This window comes from Caballeronia sp. RCC_10 (assembly GCF_041360715.1).
Lineage (GTDB): Bacteria > Pseudomonadota > Gammaproteobacteria > Burkholderiales > Burkholderiaceae > Caballeronia > Caballeronia grimmiae.
Genome location: NZ_JBFUPT010000035.1, coordinates 1 through 23105, shown reverse-complemented (window position 1 = coordinate 23105; position 23105 = coordinate 1). Strand labels below are relative to the sequence as shown.

General features: G+C 58.2%; 19 protein-coding genes. 11 read left to right on the top strand and 8 right to left on the bottom strand.

Annotated features, from left to right (window positions below; genetic code table 11):
- Positions 1 to 217: 217 nt before the first annotated feature.
- The gene (locus tag AB6804_RS28465) at positions 218 to 547 is read right to left on the bottom strand and encodes a hypothetical protein (RefSeq protein WP_370889292.1); all 330 of its coding nucleotides are present in this window, start codon (positions 545 to 547) and stop codon (positions 218 to 220) included.
- Positions 544 to 1029 carry a hypothetical protein gene (locus AB6804_RS28460; RefSeq protein ID WP_370889291.1) on the bottom strand — a complete coding sequence of 162 codons (486 nt, stop codon included), beginning with the start codon at positions 1027 to 1029 and terminating at the stop codon, positions 544 to 546. The genes AB6804_RS28465 and AB6804_RS28460 overlap by 4 nt, the downstream gene beginning before the upstream one ends.
- 546 nt (positions 1030 to 1575) lie before the next feature.
- On the opposite strand from AB6804_RS28460, the gene AB6804_RS28455 reads away from it, so the two are divergent.
- The 3 genes from AB6804_RS28455 (at position 1576) to AB6804_RS28445 (ending at position 5680) form a co-directional block, all read left to right on the top strand.
- Entirely contained in the window at positions 1576 to 2250 is a 675-nt protein-coding gene (locus AB6804_RS28455; protein WP_370889290.1) for a hypothetical protein, read from the top strand.
- 61 nt (positions 2251 to 2311) lie between these two features.
- Complete coding sequence (locus AB6804_RS28450) at positions 2312 to 5431, top strand: SNF2-related protein (RefSeq protein WP_370889289.1); 3120 nt, start codon at positions 2312 to 2314, stop codon at positions 5429 to 5431.
- A complete protein-coding gene (locus tag AB6804_RS28445; RefSeq protein WP_370889288.1) occupies positions 5432 to 5680 on the top strand; it encodes a hypothetical protein in 249 nt (82 codons plus the stop codon).
- 227 nt (positions 5681 to 5907) lie between these two features.
- Here the strand turns inward: AB6804_RS28445 and AB6804_RS28440 are convergent, their stop codons facing one another.
- The gene (locus tag AB6804_RS28440) at positions 5908 to 8292 is read right to left on the bottom strand and encodes a filamentous hemagglutinin N-terminal domain-containing protein (RefSeq protein ID WP_370889287.1); all 2385 of its coding nucleotides are present in this window, start codon (positions 8290 to 8292) and stop codon (positions 5908 to 5910) included.
- A gap of 665 nt (positions 8293 to 8957) precedes the next feature.
- Complete coding sequence (locus tag AB6804_RS28435; RefSeq protein ID WP_370889286.1) at positions 8958 to 9269, bottom strand: hypothetical protein; 312 nt, start codon at positions 9267 to 9269, stop codon at positions 8958 to 8960.
- Between the two features lie 190 nt (positions 9270 to 9459).
- Here AB6804_RS28435 and AB6804_RS28430 point away from each other — a divergent pair, with 190 nt between their 5' ends.
- Together AB6804_RS28430 and AB6804_RS28425 are read left to right on the top strand one after the other, a co-directional pair.
- Complete coding sequence (locus tag AB6804_RS28430) at positions 9460 to 10455, top strand: hypothetical protein (protein ID WP_370889285.1); 996 nt, start codon at positions 9460 to 9462, stop codon at positions 10453 to 10455.
- Positions 10456 to 10494: 39 nt separating this feature from the next.
- A complete protein-coding gene (locus AB6804_RS28425; RefSeq protein WP_370889284.1) occupies positions 10495 to 11607 on the top strand; it encodes a matrixin family metalloprotease in 1113 nt (370 codons plus the stop codon).
- Between the two features lie 78 nt (positions 11608 to 11685).
- Here AB6804_RS28425 and AB6804_RS28420 read toward each other — a convergent pair whose 3' ends face one another.
- Positions 11686 to 11988 carry a helix-turn-helix domain-containing protein gene (locus AB6804_RS28420; RefSeq protein ID WP_370889302.1) on the bottom strand — a complete coding sequence of 101 codons (303 nt, stop codon included), beginning with the start codon at positions 11986 to 11988 and terminating at the stop codon, positions 11686 to 11688.
- A gap of 519 nt (positions 11989 to 12507) precedes the next feature.
- On the opposite strand from AB6804_RS28420, the gene AB6804_RS28415 reads away from it, so the two are divergent.
- The 4 genes from AB6804_RS28415 (at position 12508) to AB6804_RS28400 (ending at position 18006) form a co-directional block, all read left to right on the top strand.
- Entirely contained in the window at positions 12508 to 13314 is an 807-nt protein-coding gene (locus AB6804_RS28415; RefSeq protein ID WP_370889283.1) for a TatD family hydrolase, read from the top strand.
- Positions 13315 to 14780: 1466 nt separating this feature from the next.
- Positions 14781 to 15521 carry a hypothetical protein gene (locus tag AB6804_RS28410; protein WP_370889282.1) on the top strand — a complete coding sequence of 247 codons (741 nt, stop codon included), beginning with the start codon at positions 14781 to 14783 and terminating at the stop codon, positions 15519 to 15521.
- A gap of 18 nt (positions 15522 to 15539) precedes the next feature.
- On the top strand, positions 15540 to 16136 hold the full coding sequence (locus tag AB6804_RS28405; protein ID WP_370889281.1) for a hypothetical protein: 597 nt from the start codon (positions 15540 to 15542) through the stop codon (positions 16134 to 16136).
- A 430-nt stretch (positions 16137 to 16566) separates the two neighbouring features.
- Positions 16567 to 18006, top strand: a complete 1440-nt coding sequence (locus tag AB6804_RS28400; protein WP_370889280.1) for a tyrosinase family protein — start codon at positions 16567 to 16569, stop codon at positions 18004 to 18006.
- 375 nt (positions 18007 to 18381) lie between these two features.
- On the opposite strand, the gene AB6804_RS28395 is transcribed toward AB6804_RS28400, so the two are convergent.
- Complete coding sequence (locus tag AB6804_RS28395; protein ID WP_370889279.1) at positions 18382 to 18633, bottom strand: hypothetical protein; 252 nt, start codon at positions 18631 to 18633, stop codon at positions 18382 to 18384.
- Positions 18634 to 19025: 392 nt separating this feature from the next.
- The gene (locus AB6804_RS28390; RefSeq protein ID WP_370889278.1) at positions 19026 to 20075 is read right to left on the bottom strand and encodes a hypothetical protein; all 1050 of its coding nucleotides are present in this window, start codon (positions 20073 to 20075) and stop codon (positions 19026 to 19028) included.
- A 338-nt stretch (positions 20076 to 20413) separates the two neighbouring features.
- Here AB6804_RS28390 and AB6804_RS28385 point away from each other — a divergent pair, with 338 nt between their 5' ends.
- The gene (locus tag AB6804_RS28385; protein ID WP_370889277.1) at positions 20414 to 20893 is read left to right on the top strand and encodes a hypothetical protein; all 480 of its coding nucleotides are present in this window, start codon (positions 20414 to 20416) and stop codon (positions 20891 to 20893) included.
- A 532-nt stretch (positions 20894 to 21425) separates the two neighbouring features.
- On the top strand, positions 21426 to 21797 hold the full coding sequence (locus AB6804_RS28380; RefSeq protein WP_370889276.1) for a hypothetical protein: 372 nt from the start codon (positions 21426 to 21428) through the stop codon (positions 21795 to 21797).
- A 69-nt stretch (positions 21798 to 21866) separates the two neighbouring features.
- Here AB6804_RS28380 and AB6804_RS28375 read toward each other — a convergent pair whose 3' ends face one another.
- A complete protein-coding gene (locus AB6804_RS28375; protein WP_370889275.1) occupies positions 21867 to 22607 on the bottom strand; it encodes a hypothetical protein in 741 nt (246 codons plus the stop codon).
- Between the last annotated feature and the right edge of the window lie 498 nt (positions 22608 to 23105).

The window sequence follows — 23105 nt, the reverse complement described above, 5'->3', positions numbered from 1 at the left end:
GCAGCGTAGAACGGACATGAGATCTCGTCGTGGTTGGGCCCGTCGTCAGGCCATCTTGCGAGATGAAGAAGCGCGCCGTAGAGTCGCACAACGAGGCGCCGCGACGCGATCCCGGCAGCGGCATACACCGTAACCCGGTGAATTCTTTGCGCGTTCGAGCTGGCGCGCGTACCGCGCGGGGTTGTCTTGAACGTCTTCGAGTGCGACCGTGAGTCCGTCAAATGACACTTGCACGATGTCTTGAGGCCTCCCTTAGTGTGAGGTCGACCTGATGGGCAGGAACCTTGTGGATGTGTGCCCGGGCCCCAAGAAGATTGGCCACTTTGCGTACGCTCAAGCAAAACTGCTCGGCGTGCTCGCCGCTCGGGAAGCGAAGGCCGATCGTCTTTACGGCACCGGGCGCGGCTTCATCGCGCGAGAAAACGGAGCCGGTTCCGACCAGCGCGTCAATCCAGCTGTCGGGGAAGCCCGGAGACGGTACAGAGTCAGCACGCGCACCGGCGGGGTCCTTTGTGAAGTCTTCGAAGCTAACAACAATCAGGTTCATCTTGTATCGGTAAGGCGATGTTGGTGCGAGTGGCGCGAGGCGGCAATGGTTTTGGCTTCGCGCGTGACTCGCCCACGAGCCACGTGCGCGTCATAGAGCGCAACGGCGCCCATGATGGCGACGATCGCACTAAAGCCGCATGCCGCCAGCAAAGCGGCTAATCGCTTTTCGTTGGCAGCGAGTTCCGCAGCGCGCAGTCTTTCTGCTGATTCCAGGTCGCGCCGCTGCGCTGTTAGGGCAGCACCGAGCGCCGTCTCGTCCTGGAAGCCGTATTTCGACAGCAGCAAAGGACGCTCACCAGTTGGGACGTGCTCCATCGCGTCAGATAAGCCCTGGAGCCGTGCGGCGATGCTGGTATCAACGACGACCTGAACGGCTGAACGTTCGATCGTGAACTGGCGCGCGACAACGCTGACCGCTCCGGTCATGCCGATGGCTGATGCGCTAAGGAACGCGATGGTCGCAATGTGGCTTACTTTCATGACGTGCCCGAAAGGGATTCACGCACGCGCGTGTACCTCGGAATTTTGATCCCAGCAGGCCGGCGGTGGACCGGCGAAAGGGACCGAAATTGTTACGCCTTTTGAAGAGGATGCGCGCACTTGCGCGTTTTCCGCCGACCGTGGATGTATCGCAAACATCGGTCGGCGGTTGAGGTTATCCCCAAGGTTAGCCACAGAAACTGTGGATAAGGTTTCCATGCCTGAGGACGAAAGGCACCATGAAAAGATCGCCTTTGGTGTCAGCGGCGGAACCTCGTGCATGTACTGTTGCACTATCACCCGCGCTTCTAGCGCATCGACATTGCGGCGCTTAGCAAGCTCACCGCGCAATCAATCTCCTTTTCCAACCCGCAGGGGCATGTCGCCTTGGCGGGCGTGCGCCTGCTCATTCCATGGAGCAATCGCATGTACACGCAGTTGATCGAGCAATTCAAGACGGCCCAAACGGCAGCAACAGTGGCATATCACGCTGTCCTTTAGGCGGAGCGAGATGTCTTCGCGGACGGGCTGACGGAGTATTCGGCGATGGAAGTGCGCAGCGAATACAAGGTCGAGCACGAGCTCAACACGTTTTGCCGACGAGTCCTCTCGCGGCTTGTGATGGAGGCAAGCCGCAAGTTTGCGCCGGCGGGCGGCAGAATCGAGATCGATCAGAGTCGCGAACTCGACCGATGCGGCCTCGACGTCGAGGAAGATCCGAGGAAGGGCAACGTCCCTGACTTGGACGGCTTCTGGCGACACCTCGAGCGAACGTTCGGTGGTGAAGCTGGCGAGCGAGTCGCGTTCGAGCAGGCAGCCAAGGCGATCATTGACGGCTTCTGGCTCAAGCCCGATACCGAGATCAAGCGCACCAGCAGCGCGGTGATCCTCGAGAAGCGCGTTACCTCCCAAGGGTCGTTCCATTCCAAGGGCCAACGCGAGGTCTATTACTCCTCTCAGCAGGCGGTCGTCACGACGTTCGACGGCCTGGCGACCTTCGCGAAGAAGCATCAGTTCGGCGCGCTGGCGATGCAACTGCGCAACTTCAGCGTCCACCGTCTGACATTCTCCACCCGCGAGAAGCTGTCTTTCACCGGGCTCGAAATCGTGATGTTCAACGATAAGTGGCAGTTCAAGTTCGCTCACGACGTGGGCGACGCGTTGTCCCTCTTTATCAGTGAGTTCGGAGCCACGTACCTCGCCTCGCGCGACCGGTACTGAGGCGCCCGACATCCCATCCTTGACCCGCTTCGGCGGGTCTTTTTATTTCTAGAGGCAATTCATGCAGAGAGATCTGTTTTCGTTCGAGCGGGACTGGTATGAGCCGTTGCGTGCGATCAGAAGTCTGGGTTCGCAGGCACCGTCCATCGCCCATCAGGGCGAGCTCGCAGCAGCGCGCCGTCAGCACCTCGGGCAGTTCTTCACACCGGACGCCATTGCGGCGTTCATGTGGAGCTTCGTCAGCGGCTGGAAAGTCAACCGGCTTATCCGCATTCTGGATAACTCGGTCGGCTCGGGCCGGCTGCTTCAGTACGCAGACCCGGAACGCCATGCCGTGTACGGCGTCGACGTGCACGCCGATGTCATCCAGCAGTGCCAGAGGGTATTCGAGGAGGGGGGATTTAATTGCGAGTTTAGGCAAGCCGGCATGGAGGACATTCATCCGACGCGCTTCGACATCGCACTGATCAATCCGCCGTTCTCGATCCATCTTGAGTCGCCGCATCTGCAGACGCTCGAGTGCACGACGTGGGGCCGGTACGGCGCGCACACCAGCGCCTTGAGCCACGACTACGCCGTGCATCAGGCGCTTGAGGCGGCGAATATCGTCGTCGCGCTCCTGCCGATCACGACTGCCGAGTCGATGATCGCGGGGGAGCAGGGTGACCGTTTGAAGCGCCGCGCGGCAGGCCTTTTCGAACTGCCGGTGGACGCGTTCAAGCTCGAAGGCGCGAACGTACGCACTGCCGTAGTGGTGTTCGACCGCTACCGGGATCGTCCCTCGGACTTTGTAAGTGCGGTCGTCGAGGATCTGGCGAAGCCTGGCCCGGATCTAGGGCTGCACTTCGAAGATCGCTCCTTTGGAGAAGCACGGCTGCGACTCCAGAAGCTCGATGACAGCGTGCCGTTCATCACGCGTGCGGTCACGGGCGATAAGTCGGTCAAGGTCTCGCACGATGGCCGGCGCATTCGCTTGTCGTTCGCGTGCGGCTTCAACGAAGCGATGGTGCTCAACACAGTTCTCGTGAAGCGCATCTACTCGCGCGACGGTCACCGGCTGCCGCGTGGCTTCCGTTACTCGGGGCAAGGCTTGCTAGATATGGAAACGTATCTGGTGCAAGACAACCCGGTCGCGGCCTTCGATCAGTTGCTGGATCGAATCCGCAGCGTCGGTGGCGAGCCGCAACTCGCGGCCGGCTTCATGGAGCACTTCAACAGACGCATGCGACGCAGCGTGCGACAGGCAATACCACTGCGGCACGTCGCATGGACGACCGGCGCTGGATCGCGAGATCAGGTGTCGGGCATCGCGAAGGAGACCCACAAGGTCGACGCGACCCGCTGGGCCAGTCCGCTCATCAAGGCGGGCGATGAAGTCCAGTTCGATCGCGAAGCCGACGGGCGTTACCGATACGCGCTGCATGGCGTTTGGTATCACCTGTCGGTCGACGAGCTCAATGCGCGGCTCGCGGTCGAGAACGTCAGTGAGGGATGGGAGGTGGTGCACGAAGGTCTGTGCGCACGCTTTCCTGACCAAGCGGCGGCGCTGCGCTCGCGCGTCAGGGCGCTCGGCGTCGATCAGTGGCTCGATTGGGAGTTTCAGGTCGATGATCTGGTCGAAACGCTACTGAAGCCGACCGGCTGTATCGTCGCGTGGGAGCAGGGGTGCGGCAAGTCCCGGCTCGCGTTGGCGCTGATCCTCGTCTCGGGTGTGAAGCACGGCCTCATCGTTGTGGAGTCCCGGCTCATCGAGGAGATGTTGAAGGAGGTTGCCCAGTTGCCGATAGCGACCGATCAGGTGAAGGTAATCGAGTCAGCGGCGGATCTCACTGACCTCCGGCAGATTAACCTCATCTCGTACGAGCGCCTGCGCATGCCGGTCGACAAATCAGTTTCGGCCCGCGTGACATATGCGCACCGGCTGCGTCGTCGCATCGGCCTGCTGGTGGCCGATGAAGGCGAGCGCCTCGCCAATCCGACAAGCGATCAGAGCCGCGCGCTCTGGCAGCTTTCGGCGCGGCGACGGTTCGTTTTGACGGGAAGTCCCATTCCGAACTACCCCAGAGACGCGTTCGGGTTGATTGCGTTCTCCGGTGGCGATGGAACGGCAGCGCAGCCCTACGGCTACCGCGTCGGTTATCTCGAGCAGAGCTGGATCAATTCGGTGGAGTACGCGATGCGCGGCGTCGATCGATTCAGGGATGACTTCGTGGTGCTGGAGTGGGTGACGTGGCAGTTCGCTGAGAGCCTGCAGGACGGGGCAAAGCGCGAGGTGCCGAAGATCGGCAATCTGCACTTGTATCGCGCGATGCTCGCGCCGCACATCAAGCGGCGGTTAGTCGCCGAGCCCGAGGTGTCGCGCTACACCCAGATCGAGCCGCCTCAGTTTGAGGTGGAAACGGTCGACTGGGATCGCGGGCATCTGGCCGCGTACCTGCGGGCTGCCGACGAGTTCGCCAACTGGTATCGCTCATCGCGCGATGACAAGAAGGGGTGCAACCTTGTCACGATCCTCGCTCGTATCCGTGCCGTTCACTTCTCTGCCAACCATCCGCAGTTCGGGATGGAGGGCGTCGAGTACATCGGCGGGCTGACGAGCAAGCAGCGTGCAATCGTGGCGCGCATGCGCGCCATTGCGGCGGAAGGCAAGCAAGCGATCGTGTTCGCCGAGAACCCGGGCGTGCTCGATCTTTTGGCGCGCGAGCTGGATGCGCATGGTGTGCAGACGGTCCCGTTTCATGGCGAGATCCCAATCAAGCGTCGCGTGGCCGATAAGGACAAGCGATTCTTGGGCGGACTAGCAACCGGACTGATGGCCACCAAGGCATCGGGCCGCGCGGGCTACAACCTCCCGAACGCCGACTACATCCTGTTCTACGACCGGTCGTGGACGTGGCGCATCGAGTATCGGGCGATGCGGCGCGCGCTGCGCTGGAATCGGAAGGGCGTGTTGAAAGTCGTCTATTTCCATCTACCAGGCAGCATCGATGAGTATCAGGACCAAATGGTCGCGCACAAACGTGATGCGACGCAGGCGGGGCTGGACTGGGCGACGCCGGAACTGGACGACGAGACCTTCCTTCATATGGACTCCCTGCTGGATCGCTTCGTCGATGACCTCGCATTGCTGTCGGCGGAAACGTCCGTTGACATGCGCAAACTTTTAAAGGAGGCAGCGTAAATGCCGAAAGACTCGAACGTGTATGTGGTGGTCGGGGAGGGTGTCGTCACGGTCAAACGTGAAGGCTCCAATCGCGCGGTGCTGGCGAACGTCCTCGGCAAGGTACAAGTCGATGGCGTCGAGGTGCTGTGCCTTGACCGTCTCGTCCATGAAAGCCATGAGCAGCAATTTGGCGAGTGGACGTTGGCAGGGGCAGTCACGACGTTGCTGTCTCGATCGCTGCGGCCCCCGACTGGTGCGGCAGCATGAGACACAGCGGCATCCTCGGATGCCGCTCGTCATACTCTTTAATCACAACCCGGCTTTCGAGCCGGGTTTTTTTTGTTCTTCGTGGGTTTTCGTCAAAGGGCTGTAGGCGACCCTCAACGGTCACACAGAATGGCGCGACATCGATGGCTGCTTCAGGAGTCAACGCGACATTCCGCAAGCATGACGCTCACGCGACGTGTAAGCTTTTGCCGGGAGGAAATCGCCGTCTAATATCGAAGCCGCGGGAACCCATAGTTTTCTGGTGGCTCCCAAGGGCCGTTCGAGCTGAAGTCCCATGTGGGCCCGTAGCTCGCCGACTGTCCAAGACCGGCTTTGGTCAAGCCACTTGTCGCGGGAAGCATGGTGCCTTGACCCACACCGCTCGTTGCGTTGCCCACCTCTTTACCCCAGAACACATCTGGTGCGATCTGGCCGACGTTGACTCCAGCGACGCCCCCAAGCGGAGCACCGCTAAGGGTCGTGGTGGTCCGAGCGTTAGTGACCGATTGGGAAATGGAACCTGAGTTCGAACCGATCAGTCCGCCGACAGGCCCGCCCGCGCTCACAGGCGGCGCCTCGAGCTGGTCGCCGTAATACGACTGCTCGATGTGGCCGAGATTCTCGCCTGCGACGCCGCCGGCCGGACCGTGCTCGCTCGTCACCCCGGCTCGCCCGCCTCCGGCGGCAGCACGAATAACGATTCCCTCGTTGACACCCACTGCACCGCCGGTCGCCGCACCGCCCGACACGGTGGTGAAGTCGCTCCTTGTTTTTGCCATCACGCCGCGATTGATCCCCACCACGCCTCCCGTACCGGTGGAGCCTCCGCGTACCGTTCCGTCGGCGAATGCGTCGAATATCAGCCCGTCGTTGCGCCCCGCTATCATCCCGAGCGCGCCTTGGCTCGCCGTCGCTGAGCCGTTGGCCAAAGCAAAGTCGCGGACCACAGCCCCGTCGCCGACGACGCCAAACATACCGGTAGCGGAGCTAGGATTCGTATTACGCGCGTCAACGCTTATAGAGAAGACACTGCCGCCTCCGTCGAACTGTCCGGTGAAAGGGTGCTCCGCACTGCCGATGGGCGTTGGCAGTGTCGTACCGTTGTAGAGCTTGGAGGCAGAAGGGTTGACGCGATAGTTGCCGGCAAGGTTGTCGTAGATCGCGCTAAAGTCGGCGGAATCGTTGATCTGCATATACCCGGTGATCTGGGTCTTCTTTCCGCTCAGGTGTGCCGGCCGCCACGCGGCATTGATGCGCTGCACGCCCGGAACATACGTCCCATTGCGGTCGTAGTACATCTCAACGAGACCCGTGCTGCGGCACCATTCGATCACACCGTAGTTCAATACGCTCCCGCCGTTATTGGCTGCAAGAGCGTCAGCGGCAACGGTAAACCTCCCACTACCCGCGTTGGCAACAGTTACGCCCGGAGATATCGTCACTGAATGTCGCGTGCGGAAGTAAAGCGACGCGGCACCTGTCCACCGCACATCGCCGCCCACGACGATGTCGCCCGTGCGCGCCGGCGGGTACACCGTATCGACGGTCACCGACGTACCGGAAGACAGACTGTGCGAAAACGTTCGCCCCATCGCAGAGTCGATCGTCAGCTCTGGAATGGTAATGTTCAACGAACCTGCGCGCACCGTGGCGTCGCCCATGCTCACGCGGTCGGCGGTGACGTCCACCTCGCTCTGCGGACCCGTGCCCTTGTCAGCGATGATCGTCGCGCCGTCCACGTGAACCCGTCCTTTTTCTGCAACTAGCCACACATGGCCGTCGCGCTCGGCGGTGCCAGTTGCATGCAGTTCCCTGTTGCGCCCGGCGAGCGCGAACACATTGCCGTCGGCGGCTTCAATCGCGATCTGCGCGCCGCGCATGACGCCCGCGTTCAACGCGGTCCCGCCACTCCCGACCTGAATGTACGCCGCGTAACCGAGTCGTTCAAAAAGCGGAATGAGCACGTTCTCGCCGACCGCGAGTTGCGCGAGACCCTTGTCCGCGCGAAGCTCGCCCGCATTCACGACCTTGTTACTCGCGATGAGGAAGACGTCACTGCCGCTCGACTCGATCTTCCCGAGATTGACGACCTTTCCGTCTGACTTCCCTGTTAGCGACACCTGTGGAAAATACCGCATGAAGTCATCGTTCGTGATATTGAGCGTCGATGCGACGAAGCGCCCGGTCGTCGTCACGACGCCGGTGCGTCCGACGACCACCCCGTGCGGATCAATCAGATATACGTCGCCAACGCCGGTGAGTTTGCCGTCGATGGTGGCAATGCCAGGCCCGGTCACGCGATTTAGCGTCGCGCCATTTGGGTTGTCGATTGAGACCGCGTGCGCCTTACCGATCGAGAAGCTGGTCCAGTCGATGACGGCGTTCTGGGAAGTTTGTTTAATGGCGAGAGTCGTGCCATTGGTCGTCATTGAGCCTGCGCCGCCAACGAACTTTCCGCCGCTAGGCAGCGGGCCCGCGCCGACGGCAGGCATGGTCAGGCTGACAAGCATCATCGCGGCCATCGGTCTGACCTTCGCTCGATGTCGCCGCACGTGCGTGCCGCTGTCTGGCTCCGGCGCGTCGGGGAGCGGGTGCATCGATAGGAAATGCATGACGGCCTCCATGGCGCCCAGCGCGATTCCAGTTACGAAGATGAGCGGCGACTCGTGCACGTGCGCGCTCGGGCATAGAACCGCTTGCATCGCCGGTAAGGTTAAATGCTAGGTGGTCACACTGCCTTTTTCAACGCCCTTATCGTCGCCGTGGTAGCGCTTGTCTGTCGCAGATGTTCCGCGCTTGCTTGTCGCGGGTATCTCACCACGATTGCGTTCACCGACGGCATTAGGACTACTTGACATAGAATGACGGCTTCGTTTTTCGCGCCTCCTCGAGGTTCATGTCGTCGTTGGTCTTGACAAAACCCGAACCCTGCAGCGCACGGACAGTGCGTGAAGGCGATGTCGGTCGAGCGGATCGGTGATAGCGCTCTGGGGGCCTTACGATATCTCCCCATGCCGCAGTCGCCTAGAACGCATACAAATCATGAACTACACTAGGTTCTACTATGTGCCTTGAGCCATAGCCGACCCACGAAGTCACATATTGGCGGACGTTCGTGCGGCTAAACCGCGCAGGTCTGTCCACGCCGGGAGCACACCCACTGCCCGGCGCTGTTGATAGTGAGTTCTTTCGTGCATCGCAACACCTGTTACGAAACGGGTGTTGCACTTCAGATCTGAGGCCGCCCTTCATTAGAACGCCGGCGGCGCTTCTCCGGTTAGGTCAGCACTTCTAGAGGTTCCACGTTGTGACTAGGCTTAAACAAAGGCAGAAGACCACCTCGAAATTCAAGCGTTACGGCAAGCCTGGGTTTTGCGGGAGCCAGCCCAAGCACTAAGTCCTTACTGCGACGTTCGATGTCGCCGTTTACGTTGATATTCCGTCTGGCTTTCAAGAAAACTCGATACTCCTCCGTCTTGTTTCTGTGGGGTCTTTCAGCTGTTGTTCGGACAGCATCGAAAGATGCTGTGGCTTGTGCAATAGTCAATGAAAGCGTGCGCCGCAAGGTGCTGACAGTGCGACGCTTCATGCTACATCGCGTTACATCCGCGACAAAATCGCGGAAGTTTCCCGACGAATGGCGACTCGTACGTCTTTCGAGACTGGTGAGCCGGTTAGTCCGTAACCCGCTTGCTGTGCGGTGACCGGAATTGATCGGTGCCAATTGCCCCACTTTGATTCAGCCTCGAAACAAGCTTACCGTCCTTCCGGAGGAAACCATGTCAAATGCAGGTAGCGTCCACGCGGCGACCGCGGTCGCATTCATGCTCGCGGGCAGCAGCCTTGTCTACGCGCAGCCACCTATTCCCGACATCAGTGAATTGGCCAACGCGGCTCAAATGGTGGTGCAGAGTCGCGTTAGTAAGGTCGAGTACCGTATGTCCGAAGCGGGTGCTCAAGGGCAGCCGTCGTTGCCCAACACTATCGTGACGTACGAAGTGCTGCGATCCGTGCGCGGAGACGGCCCCACGACTATGACACTGCGCTATGCCGGCGGTCCCGATGGTCGCGGGCATGTCTACCAGCTATCCAACGTTCCGGTCTTTCAGGTTGGAGATGAGGATGTCCTGTTCGTTGAAACAAACGGGGCGGCTGCTTGCCCACTGGTGAACTGCGGCGACGGACGCTTCCGCGTGCTCAACGGCGCCATCTACGATGGCACTGGCGTACCCGTGCAAGCTGTGCGAAACAACAAGGTTGTGACGGGCGGCGCACCGGAATCCGCGTTTGGCAAGACCCAATATCCGGCACCTGCGTTCGATGAACTCATGAAAAACCCAGAGGCGCGGAGACTCATCAGCAAGAGCGGGCTGACGCTGGAAGAGGCGCGCAACCGCTATCAGGCGCAGGCGCCAAAGACGATCGAGCTGGAAAGCCGCAGCGGCGGCGATAGGAACTTAGATTCCGCCGGCAAGGGGCCGGGTCAGCCCGTGAGCAGAAGCGCACAGCAACAGGCCGCAATACAGCCAATGTCCGTGGACGCATTCGTGGCCGCAGTGCAAGCCGTACGCACGAACCCCGGAAAGGCGCAAAGCTACTTCAGAAGCGCGGACCCGAACGCGCGCATTCCTGCAACAGAGCCGCAGCCCACGGCTCCCCCAGTGGTTCCTCAGTCGGGATCTGCTGCGGCGCGTTCGTCGGCCGGAGTCGCGGAAGACCTCACTCTCCCGAAGGACGATTCGACGATTACAGAAAGAAAGCAGTCCTCGCAGTAACCCGCTACCCAGCTTCGCAATTTCGTAAGGATAGACATCATGAACACGAAACTTGCCCTGTTTGGGGCAGCATTGTCATGCCTGGTCACAGCATCGTCCGCGATGGCGTACAACCTCAACTATTGCCGTGGCGTTCCAATCAAGTGGGGAACCAATGGCGTCACCATGAGAGCCAGTTCGACTAGTTTTCCCACGGGATACTGGCGCGACGGGCTGCAGCGGACCGTCACTCTCGTTAATCAGAACCCGAGCCCATTCTATTTCACGCTGGTGACCGACACGGGAGGCGTCGCTGTAAAGAATGGCGAGAACGAGGTCTGGGGCAGCACGAATAGCAGTGTTCTTCAAGGGTCGCCAGCTATTACGCACTGGCAGGACACGTGCTATTGGCTGCCAATTATCGGCACAGTTACTCACCGAGATGAGGCCGATGTGGTCTTCGACTATAACTCGCCTTTCCAGTGGACAGCCGACGAGCTTAAAGCAAGCATCTGGAACTACGGGGGGACGCGCCGTCAACTTCAGAGCACCGGCATTCATGAGTTCGGACATGCATTGGGCCTGCTGCATGTGAACACCGAGTACAACATAATGGGCACGGACTTCGAGCACATTTGGGCCAACGGCTCAACGGCAAGAGGCTATCTTGGCGAGGACGCTAGCGATGGCGCCGTGGCGCTGTACGGCCCGTGGTCCGCCAGTTACGAGGATCTCGGCGTGGCGCACTGGAAATATGCCAGTGCTGATGGGCAGTACTCTCATCACGTTAAGACGGGAGTTTATGACGCAGCGGGGACGGTACTTCCCACGGTGTCGGTGAACGGAGAGGCGGCTTATCGTGTCAACCGTGGCCAGACGGTGCAGGTCGAGTTCACGTACGAAAACAACGGCAAGAACCGGCAGACGGTCAATACGGGATGGTACATATCGGACGACGACTTCATCCAGAGAACGGACAGGCGCATCGCGGTGAATACCGGTATGACGCTCGTGCGTAACGATGTTCTCACATATCGCAGAACCTTGACGATTCCGGCCGATCTGCGCGCCAACACGAACTACTGGCTCGGCACAATCGTGGATATCGATAGCGTCGTACCGGATAACATACCGAGCAATAACGCCACATACATTCCTATCCACATCAACTGAGCAGAGTTCGCTGGAACGAAGCGCCGCGACGTAGCCTTTTTACGGTGGAGGGCGCAAAGCTCCCGAGAGCCAAGTACCTCACGAGGCGTGACGCCATTGACGCGCATCCCAAGGGTTGGATGCCGATCCAACCTTTGGGGCTTTAACAGCTCTCTGAAACGCAATAAGCGGAGCGCCCGGTAGAGAATCGGAACTCGGTCGCCGTGCGCGCCGGACTGCTGGGAGACGTCGGGACTTGTCGGCCAAGGCGGTATCGCCCTGCTCGAAGCGTCGGATCCACTTGTAACCGGGGTTTGCACTGATGCCGTACTGACAGCACAAGGCGCGCCGATTGGCGCCTTGCTGCGTCGCGAACTGCACGGATTCAAGCCGCAGTTTCATGGTGTCTGTACTATCCCAGGACATGCTCGACCCCGGACGAACCATTCATCCGAAGTCTTACTCACGTCCTGACACACGTGTTACCCATGTCTCCGGTCTATACAGCATATCGCCTCATGGTTGTGATTGCGCCGGGGGGCAGTCCGCCGGTTGTGTCGGAATAAGAATTGCAGGACGAGGCGGCTCCTATCTTATCTAGTACTGTTTAGATAACGAGCGAATTGAATTGCTTGGCAACAGCTCCGTACGTCCGTCCTCTCTTTCCTGACCATGTGCATCATTTCGTTGGCTGACAGATGACGCGGCCACAGCGAAAATTGCTGAATCCCCTTATAGGGTCGCGTCGAATGGTCCGCCACGACACCGCACTTTGCCGTCATTTTTTCGAAGTTTCGCAGCGTCAGCTTGCGTCATCTGCTGGAATACTCTCCAACGATTCACTCAGGCTTTTTGAAACCAACTCTAATGTTCCTTGAGGTGGCCGGCGCGTGACGCCTTGATTTGCACTCGGAGTTCGTGATGAACCTCACCGCTAAGCTCGTCGACATCGGCGTCAATTTCCGTTCCAAGCAATTGACCGGACTCGCCACCGAGATCATCGAACGAGCGAAGGACGCGAACGTCGGGGCCATCCTGGCGACAGGAACTTCGCTTGAGTCAAGTCGGTCGGAGCTCGCACTCGCGCACCAGCACCCCGGTTACCTTTTCTCGACCGCAGGCGTCCATCCCCATTTGGCCGACGGCTGGAACGTTGCCATTCGCGAGGGGCTGCTGACAATTCTCGCCGACCCGGCTTGTGTGGCGGTTGGCGAGACGGGGCTCGACTACAATCGCAACTTCTCAACACCAGCGAATCAGCGACGCGCGTTCGCTGCTCAGCTTGAGATGGCCGTCGTTATAGGAAAACCGCTGTTCTTGCATTGCCGAGATGCGTTCGACGACTTTCAAGCGATGGTGAGAGACGCTGTCGCCGCTGGCGCGCATGGAGTCGTGCATTGCTTCACAGGTAGTCAAGACGAAGCAGTGGTTTTCGTTGAACTGGGGCTCGACATTGGCGTCACGGGCTGCGTGGCCAACCTGTCGCGCGGGCAGGCGCTACGCGAAGCGGTGAAATCCATCCCGCTTGAACGGATGCACCTAGAAACCGATGCGCCCTATCTTGGCCCAAAGAACGCGAAAAGGCGCCGCCCGTACAACGAGCCGGCGAACTTGGTGTGGGTAGCGCGGGCCGTTGCTGAACTGCGCGGCATAGACGAACTGGTCGTGGTGCAGGCCTGCACACGCAACAGCGTGCGCCTTTTTGGGTTTTCGACCCAGGCCGGCTAAGCGAGCAGGAATGGCGCTCGCCTCGAAGGGTCGAGCTTGATTTAGTGTGGCTGAACGCTGCTTCTTGCGCAAAGCCAATTTCCTCCGCTACGGCAGCGTAGTGACTTGCCCAAGGTCAGAAGTTCCTGCGCCGCAGAGTGCATGCGCCATCGGGCCCGGTAAGTGATCGGCGCTCGTTTAAGAAGCTCGGTGAACCGTTCGCCCAACGCCGAACGTGACTATCCCACTCGCATCGCCAGTTCTTCAAGCGTGCTAGGGCGAAGCGGTTGAGCGTGCATCAATGACAGCGCACGCCTACGTAGCGATTCAGAACACCTGCCATCCATCCGGCCTGCTTTGCAGGTAATGATTCGACACAGCACCAAACGGAATCCACGAATAGCAAATTCGAAACCCCACGGAGCACGACCGTTCCTCCGACTCTTGACTCAGCTTCTTCGGCCGCCGCAAATTCAGTGACGCCCCTAAACAGCTTGCACGCGGTTCGTTACGAATATCGAGTTTGAAGATGCGCGGCAGTGAGGCTAGCAAGGGGATATTCAGCGTATCGTCGAATGCGAGAAAAGCCGCGAATTATGCGAATGGCCTTTCCGCCGTTGCCATGAGACGACGTCATGACTTCGCCCGGTGCAGCCTCCTGTCGGGCTCGCCAACAACAGTTCCACTGTTGTGACGTCCTGTGCCAAAAATATCATCTCGCCATGCTGAACGACGAGCAGCCCATCAGCACCTACTTTGAGGTTCGAGGCAGGTCGTCCGCGAGGCGTGCAGCATAGCGTCATTCTGTGACGAGATGGAAGGAAATGCCGCGCCCACACCGGGGAAGGTACGCTGCGCAAGCGCCTTTATCGGTCGGCCGATGACGCACCACGGTTCAGTGAAAGTTGCGCTCAGGACACCCCACCGCGCAAACGCACCACGCTCAAGACGTCGGAAACTGCGTCCATGATGTCGTCTCCCGGTTTCCAAGCCTGGTTCAGTGAAAAGTTTGTCGATGTGCGCTCGGTGCGACGACCGCCGCGCACTGTCGACCTCGTACTGCGCGATGAACCAGCACTAGGCCAGTCGCATCAACCCCCTCGACGACGAACGGTCGTCCTCACTCGGCGGGCTCGTTGGTCGGCCGATGGAGTCAGCGTAGCCCAGTTCTAGTGACAATCTGGAGTGGGAAGAGAATGCATTTCCGTCGCCGCTTTTTCGCTTCTAAGGATTGCAAAGCGCGTTGCACGACTTCGTGACCGAGACAAAACGATCCCGGAGGCCACTAGCGAGATTGACGAGAGACGATGGAGGGCTGACTGGTATCGCGCCCGCGCGCTGAACCTTCTGCGGCGGCGTTCCGCAACTGATCGTGCCGGACGACCCGCGCGCGATGATCGCCGGCCCCGACCGTTACGAGCCGCGCGGCGACGGTTCGTAGGTCCTTAACCGTTCTGGGGAATTTGACCCACCACGCAGAGTGCCTTTTGCTAACTCTGGATCGAGCGATCGTTCTTGCGAAGATGAGACGCGCCCCGGTGGGTTTAGATTCATCATTAAGCATTCTTGCGGTTGTCTTTGCAATACCTCGAAGCCAGTCCTATCCTGCTCAATACCGTTATGCATTTTTGCTGCCCTTCGGCAAGCGCTTAACGAATGAAGGTGAAGGCATGCGTGCGATCTTCGCTTCTGCGTTGCTTTTTCTCCATCTATCGGCGTCGCTGGCCGCCGGCGAGCCGCTCTTGATCTTCGACGCCCAGGGTAAGTTCGTGGGGCTACTTGAAGATTATGGCGGTCCAGGCGTCTATCTGATGGTTGCCAATGCTATCGCGTTCGTTCCTATCGAACGGGTGATCGTGTCCGGCGACGGCGGTCCGCAAACTGTCTATTCGGCGACGGAATTCAGATGGTCAGGAACGAATGCGGCCGACTACACTTCGTCGGACTGCAGCGGCGCACCGGTCATTACGCTGATTGGTGGAGTTCGTCCATCTTTGACGATTAGGCAAGGCACCGACGTCACCTTATACGTTGCACCAACTACAAACTCCGGTCCGATCCGAATTGGATCAACTCGGTCGGGTCCGAATTTCAATTGTGTACCCTCCGGCGTGCCGAGCACGGAATACGGCTGGCCAACCGAAAGTACTTACTCGTTGAACGGCGCTCATCCCGAGCCGTTGACCATCCGTTATCCGCGGCGCAGTGAGGATCGACGGTATCCGTAGTTAGAGGGCGCGTTGCAGATGAGCTTCAATCAACCGGTGACTGCCGCCCTAAGGGTGCACGACATGCGCGAACTGATTGTATTGGCGCTGCTGCTGTCGAGCTCGATGGCGTCGCTCGCCGACGAACACCACGACCTTCGGCAACGACGGGTCCTACAGGTCTTCGACGCGAGCGGCAAGGCGGTCGGCGCCTTCAAGTATGTTGCTGGTGCTGGCTCAGGGGTGTTGATGACAGTGAATGGTGCCCCGGTTTTCGTGCCGGTCCTCAGGCGGCAGGTTGCCGGTACCGGCAATCAGACGATTTACTCCGCGACCGACTTCGTGTGGGGACGGTACTTTATAAACCAGTTTTGTTCTACAGACTGCAGCGGCCTCCCGCTCATTTCTGAACGCACGGGACCGCGACCTTCCTTCACTCTGAGGAGAGGCACAGAGGTCACGGTATACGTCGCACCGACAACAAACTCTCAGTTCTTAGGTGTCTCGTCGTACCTGTTGGGCACCGACGGTCAATGCCAGCGTTACACTACCCCCGTCACGAAAGCCGGATGGCCTATTGAATCAAGCTACGTGATCACCAACGATCATCCCGAACCGTTGTCCATTCACTATTGACGATCGAATGTGCCGATGGACGGAGGCAATCGTCGCAAAAAAATCTGCCCATCAGACGAATCCACTACCAAATGCCGAAACGCAGCTTTGCGATGGCAGAGGCACATATTGGTTTGGTACCCTAAATACGGCGCCTTGTTCCAAGCGAGGTCCCCGATGGCCATCCTGTTCGGCTTTAAATGTGCGCTGGCTAACATTGCGGATCTTGTTTAGTGACCATCATCGATGGATGCATCGAGCCGTAGGTTCAGATACCGAGGTTTCTTCGCCAAAAGAGAAAGCGATGGCGTCTTGCTCTGGCAATTTTTAAAACTTTCTAACCAACTTCTCCGCCTAGAAAGCCGTTATCCCAGTTCGCTCAACTTTGCGTCCGATGAAAGCGGCACATTTCCCGCGAAGGCTGCAGGCGGTTGTCTCCTCTGGAGAGACCATGAAATTTAATCCTCACACCAGGCGTGATTTCCTCAAGGAGTCAGCGGCCACGTTGGCGATGATGGCACTGCCGCTATCGTCACCCGCCCAAACCAGTTACAAAGTTCGAATGGAATGGTCTAAGTTTCAGTTGTCGACGCACTATTCGCCGTTTTTGGAAGCCCTAAAGGTGATGCAGGCGAACAGGAATTCGAGCGACAAGAACTCCTGGCTTTACTGGGTGAACGTACATCTCAATTACTGCCCACATGGCATTGCTTATTTCCTAGCATGGCACCGCGGCTACATCTACTACTTCGAGCGGCAGTTGCAGGCCATCTCAAAGGATGACGGCCTCATGCTTCCCTACTGGGACTATTACGCCAATCCCAGCATCCCGAGCGACTTCACTAATAGCGCGTCCGGCAATCCGCTGTACACGCAGCGCACCAACACTAACGTTTACCAGGCGCTGACGCTTGCGCCGTTTACATCGAGCATTGGCTTTCAGCGAAACACGAACGCTTCCTTCGAAGCTTCCCTCGAGGGGGCACCGCATAATCCGGTGCACGATCTGATTGGCGGTTATATGGCGGACATGAGCTCACCGATGGATCCGATATTTTATTTGCATCATGCGAACATCGACCGCCTTTGGTACGCATGGGCACTTTCACATCCCAGGGCCATTCCGGCGTCGACGAACAGGTACTGGTCCGGTTCCTTCAGCTATGCAAGTGGTCTGTCGATCAACAGGAACAAGACTATTGACCCGCACATCCTCGGATATGAATACGCGAGTAACAGCATGCCTGCCAAACTGCCTCCGCAAGCCCATGAAGGTCGGATCATCCGCGTTCAGGCGCAGGCGGAGCCCATCAGAAATCGGCCGCCTGCCAAGCGGCTTGATCCAACGCCCCCAACGGACATTGCCCGCGGACGACACTCGTTCGGTGGGGTGAAGAACCTTGATGCGGACGAAAATTCGGTAAGTGTGCAGATCACCGTGCCGCCTGCTAATGCAAGCGCGGTGGCCAACATCGTGACGCAATGGAGCGCTGCGGCCGAGGTCGCAGCACAAACCGCGTCGACGCCCGAGGTCACAGTCGTTAACGTTGTGATGGACAAGCTCACGATCACCGGCCAAGGCAAGAAGGGAGGCTTCCTGTATAACGTGTACCTCAATCTGCCGACATCTGATGTGTCGAATGAAGACTTGCCGAACTATTTCATCGGGACGATCGGGGCGTTTGAAATATCCGGTGCGTCGCATCACGGCGCAGCCACGCTGACGTTCGCCGCAACCGACGTGCTCGCCAGGACCGGTACCGCAGGATCCAACCAAATGACCGTGTCGTTGATTCGCGTGAGTGGTGCGACCCACGCAAAGGGCAAGGTGATCGGCATTGGCGAAATCCGCCTAGAGAGTCAGGATCCGACAACGATACAGGCGCAATGACTCATCATGTATTACGTAACCTGAACAGGCCTATACGTTCGTACAAGGAGCGCCCCGTTTCGAACGAACACGGGGCGCATTGCTACTCTGGCTGCCGCACTCTCTGGCTATTCGCCTGCATGATCGACGCGCTATCACCTAGTTTCTCGAGTTAGAACGCAGATCGTCCAGCAGTTCAGGACGTTGCATAGCGGGCGCGAGGCGCGGGAAATGCGCGTCGTTCCCGGCGATCAGATAGACCCAGTGACCGTCGCGGGTTTCCTGATTCGCTCTTTTCAAGGGGCATCAGGGGCAGCCCCGGCCCTGACAGTCGGCTTGAAAAGGGAGTGTGGACTTCAATGCGGACACGCAATAGCTTGCCCGCTTGTTCGCCCGTTAGATTGCGACGCGTGCAGGCTCTGCTACGACCGGCGCTTCGATGGCAGACATCGCATACAGGATGAGGTTCTTGATGTGAGCCGATTCGATCGTCTCCCTGGCACCGTCACGCGCCTTCACGTGCGCGCCGTGCCAGATCATGATGTCCTTCGGCTGATGATAGCCCGTACCCGGATCGCGACTGCATTTGGTGATGCCAAGATCCGCTAGCTTCAAGGCGGAGAGTCCGCCGACATCGTTGAGCTGCACGGCTTCCCTTTCCCTTCGAGTCGGAGCCCCCGGGCCATACAGATGCGATCGGACCTCGCAGAAAAGTCGGCCTTTGCCGAGGTTCGTCGATTGCGGGCGGAACGATTCTCCATCACTCGGCACCGGCCGTTGGCACCATGGTCATCTCAAACGGCGCTTCGCCTCCAGACGAACAGGCGAAATCGACCCTCAACAGTCGGTCGCACCAAACAGAAGTCAATGTCACCTACTGGACGTACAACGGCCGCCTCCCCGACGCGTCCCCGTTAGGGATTGCCTCGGTCAAAACAGTCTCGTAGAGCGTCTTAAAGATCGACGATCGGGGTCGCAGTCCACATTGTTCAACGTTCAAAACCGCAGAGCAAACCTAGACGACCTTTTGCCAAAGCCCGTCAAAGTCCCAAAAACTTTAAGAGTCGACTCCATCCATATTGTCCGCTTAAAGCCACGCCAAGGAGCGTAAGCCCCAATCCGTTCAGCCAACGCTTGTTCTCCAGAACCCGAGACCTCGATACATTGTAAAGTAGGCGACTCAACAAAGGCCATGTTAATCGATGAAGAAGCATTAAGGCCGCAGTCATCAGTAAAATAGCCGCGAATGCGGCGCAGAACGTAACTGTTGGAACAGCATAGAGTAAAGCCCGACCTCCGATGATCATGATGCACTCAAAAGAATCGGCATGGATTATTGCGCCTCCGCAGGGCTTTGTGTAGTAACTGAACTTGAACATGAGGTACGTTATAACGGCGACGAACACTAGCGGAATGGCTACACCAAGCACGATCGGTGTTTCTGATTTCAGACGCTCCGACCAAACGATACACGCACGGACGCAAAACACAGTGACCTGTGCGATTCCAACACCTACAGCACAACCAAGCGGGATTTCAAGAAGCCCCTGCGCTGCATTCACTGTAAACGGATTTGGATCGACGAAACCATGCAGGCGAGCATAATGCTGAAACCAGATCCCGGTTACAAGTATTGCCAAGCAGGAAACGATGACCACATAAAATACTGCCATTTGTAAATATCTTAATTTAGCCGATCGCGCAGGTGCCAAACCAACAAATACTAGACCAAATGCAATTATCGCAAGGACAGTTACTATGGACCAATCTTCATTAACCGCGGCGATGATGGCTAAACAAACAATACATGCTGTCAAAGATAAGCACGTCACCACGGCCCATGAAATCTGCGAAATAAGAGAACCACCAAATACAGAAGTTAAGATTTCGTTTAGCTTCGACGCGACGACTAGAACGAAGGCCGTTTGCCTCGAAACCATTCGCCCGCGAAGGTCATCGAAATCGACCCACAAATTTTCGATTCTGTTTTGGAGGGCTTTCTCTTCGTCCTCATACACGCACCATGCTAGATAGAAGGCTACGAAGCTTATGGCGCCTGCTAGTCCCCGGACCAAAATATCCCAAATCATCCGGCCTCCTGACGCGTTTCACTCAACTGGCATGATTCATCATGGCGAACGTGGAGCGGCGAGGAATCGGCCTCGCACTCACTGAGCGATGCGAATGGCTGCTGATAGAGCATAGAAAGAAGCGCAGATATCTGCAAGAATCAAGCGAAAACGCTCCTTCCGCGTTACCCTGAACCACCCGACAGCAGGCCTGAATCGGCGTACCGTGCAGTCATAAAAGCGCCCAGAATGACACGTGCTCTACGCGACTAAGTGCATCACCCAGACACGGGCACCAAACATTGCTTGTTGACCGCGGCACGAACTCTCAACGAAGCGCAAAACCACGGCGGTTCAATATGTCCGACGAAAAGGATGTTGATGGAAGGAATGACCACAACGCGGAGGCGTACGATCTAGAAAAGATCGCGAGAGTTCTTTCTCTGATTGCGATTCCGGTGGTGATCGCAATAGTCGGATGGATAATTCAGAATCGATTGTCGCAACAAAGTCTAAGTCAGGAATACGTGAAACTTGCCGTCGCCGTACTTGAAAAGCCCCGAGGATCTGAGGCTCCTGCCGGCCTACGAGACTGGGCTGTTGACCTCCTAAACCAGAATTCGCCTACCAAATTTGGCGCCGATACGATCCGTCAACTAAAGTCGGGCGAGATCAACCTAAGCGGCGCTATCGGCAATCTCGTGGCGACGATGAAGAATAACGGTGCTTTTGCAGTTTCCCCTGATGGAAAAACTGTCGCAACGGTCGATGAAAGAGGCGAGATTCGAATTTGGGACCTAACTACTGGGCGTTCAAGAGCAACGGCCAAAAGCTCGTGATGTCACGGCCTTGGCGTATGCGCCAGACGGAACGAGCATCTATTTTGGTAGCACAGACCGAGCGATAAATGTTTTGAATCTCGCGACCGGCCAAATAACAAAGCCGATACGAACGACTCACGGGTCTATCGTCGGGCTTGCCTTGACGCCGGATGGGAGATCGCTGGTAGCGCGAACAGCGGACAGTTACCTGCTCGCTTGGGATGTTCCGTCGCAACGACTTATTTCAGAAGCACAGTTTGCAATCCGCTAAACGCTTTTATCGCGAACGAACCGTTTAGCCGCACCAAAATTGCGCTCACGGTCGAAGCCCCGGCTACACCACACGTGCGCTAAACGCACTACCAAGCGGGCTTTCACCACGCTTACCAATGTACCGACGGCCGTTGGACCCCGCAGCCTCAGCAGGGTTTGTGGGCTTTTATGCAAAGGCGGGCGGGAAGTTTTGAAAATTCGCGCTGATAGCGTGCATCCGGTCATGGGGTGAACCGGCTTCCAAGGGCCGACCACCGGGCGTAGCGGATGGCGCTTCATGACCGGCTGCCGAAGTTTGCCGCGGTGCCGTACACCGTTCGCGATACCCGTGGCGCGAACTGCCGCGCCCGACGCCCCTAAGCTGCCATGCTGGCACCTCGCAGACGGAAGCAACTATCGAAACCGTCTTCCTTTCGGCAAGCATTCCCACGCCTGGCCGCGGGTATCACGGAACGGAGGACCCGCTCCTGATCCCCGTCCACGCAGCGGTGCTCGGTTCTGCAACTTCGCGCTGGTCCGTTGTCGCATTGTCTGGGGTGGTCACCCATCGATTGCGCCTATGACCAGCGCTGCTTGCGGCGCGTTTGGCGTGCAGTATGCGACCGCTGTGACTCCCTATCTTCCAATTTCAGCAGCAAACCGGTTCTGAGAACGTCGGCGTGGCGCGTTCCATACGACGCGGCGAAGGACGCTCAATGGCGCTTTCGGCGCATGGCTGTCAGTCGAGGTTGCGCAACTCTAAATTCGTGACAGCTTCACCGTTGCATTGCGGCTGTAGCGAGCGGTACCGTCCATACTCAATACCAATTACTGGGGTCTTTCGCATCAGTTGGTAACCCAGTGTGTCGAACCGCCGGAGCGGACAAGCATCACCGGTCATCGGCATTTGCATGCGGACATCGCCATCGATGCCTTGGTCGTAGAGGAACATGTTCCACTTGCTAAAGCCATCGTTCTCGCGAGCGATTAATCGAATATCAATATTATTCAGCACGCCAACGCCGTCAATCATCGCGTTGAAGCTGCCTTCCTTACAGGCATTGCACGATGGAATCTGCGGGCTGGTAAAGTGGAGAGTGCCGCGCCAGGCATAGTCCTGGAAAGTTGTCTCGAATACTTTCGCAGGACGCTTCACGAACTCGCTCACGTCGATGTTGCATTTACCGCCTTTCCACGGATTCAATGGCTGAGCGCCGACACTAACCACTTTGTCATCTTTCACGCCTAGAAAGATCGTGCAGTTGTCGCGCACATAAAGGTTGCGCCGAACACCGACGCCATCCGTCAATTCGTGCATTGCTGGAACGCCTATCTGATACTCCGCGTATTTGAGCGTTGTGCCCAACAGTGCCGGCGTAATGATCTTATTGAGTGGCGCCTCGGCGTAAGCGGCGGATGATGACACCGACGAACAAAGTGCGATCAACCACGATAGAGCGGCACAGAGAATCTTTTTCATGCTTCTGGCGAGTTAATAAGGGAGCGCAGAGTATGCCGGAAAAGCGGCCCTCGTAGAGAGGATCGGACGTCGGCTACAGAGGCTGTGAAGGCTCGATCTCGAACTCGTTTTCCGTTCTTCAAAGGCCGACAAGCGCGCGTCGGCGTCGGACAGATTTCGGAGCGGACCAGCCGTTCGAACGACCGCTGCATGGCTCAGACGAACGGCAAAAAGTGGCCGGCTTGAGCCAAGCCCGCTGTGAATGTGCTGGCTGGAAACCGGCCATTGCGCGCGGACGGACGAGACCTCGGGCATGCGAAGTGAATAGACGCCTCGACTCGCGACACATGGCCGGTTACTTTCCGCGACGGTCGTGTCGCTGCCGTAATGCGCGACCAGCACCCGTCCGTGCATCTCTAGCTTCCCGGATCAGAAACGAAGTGAATGATATGAACGCCCCCCGCCCATCGCTACGCACGGCATCACTGGAACATCGCCGGCCGGCGATCGCTCCGGGAT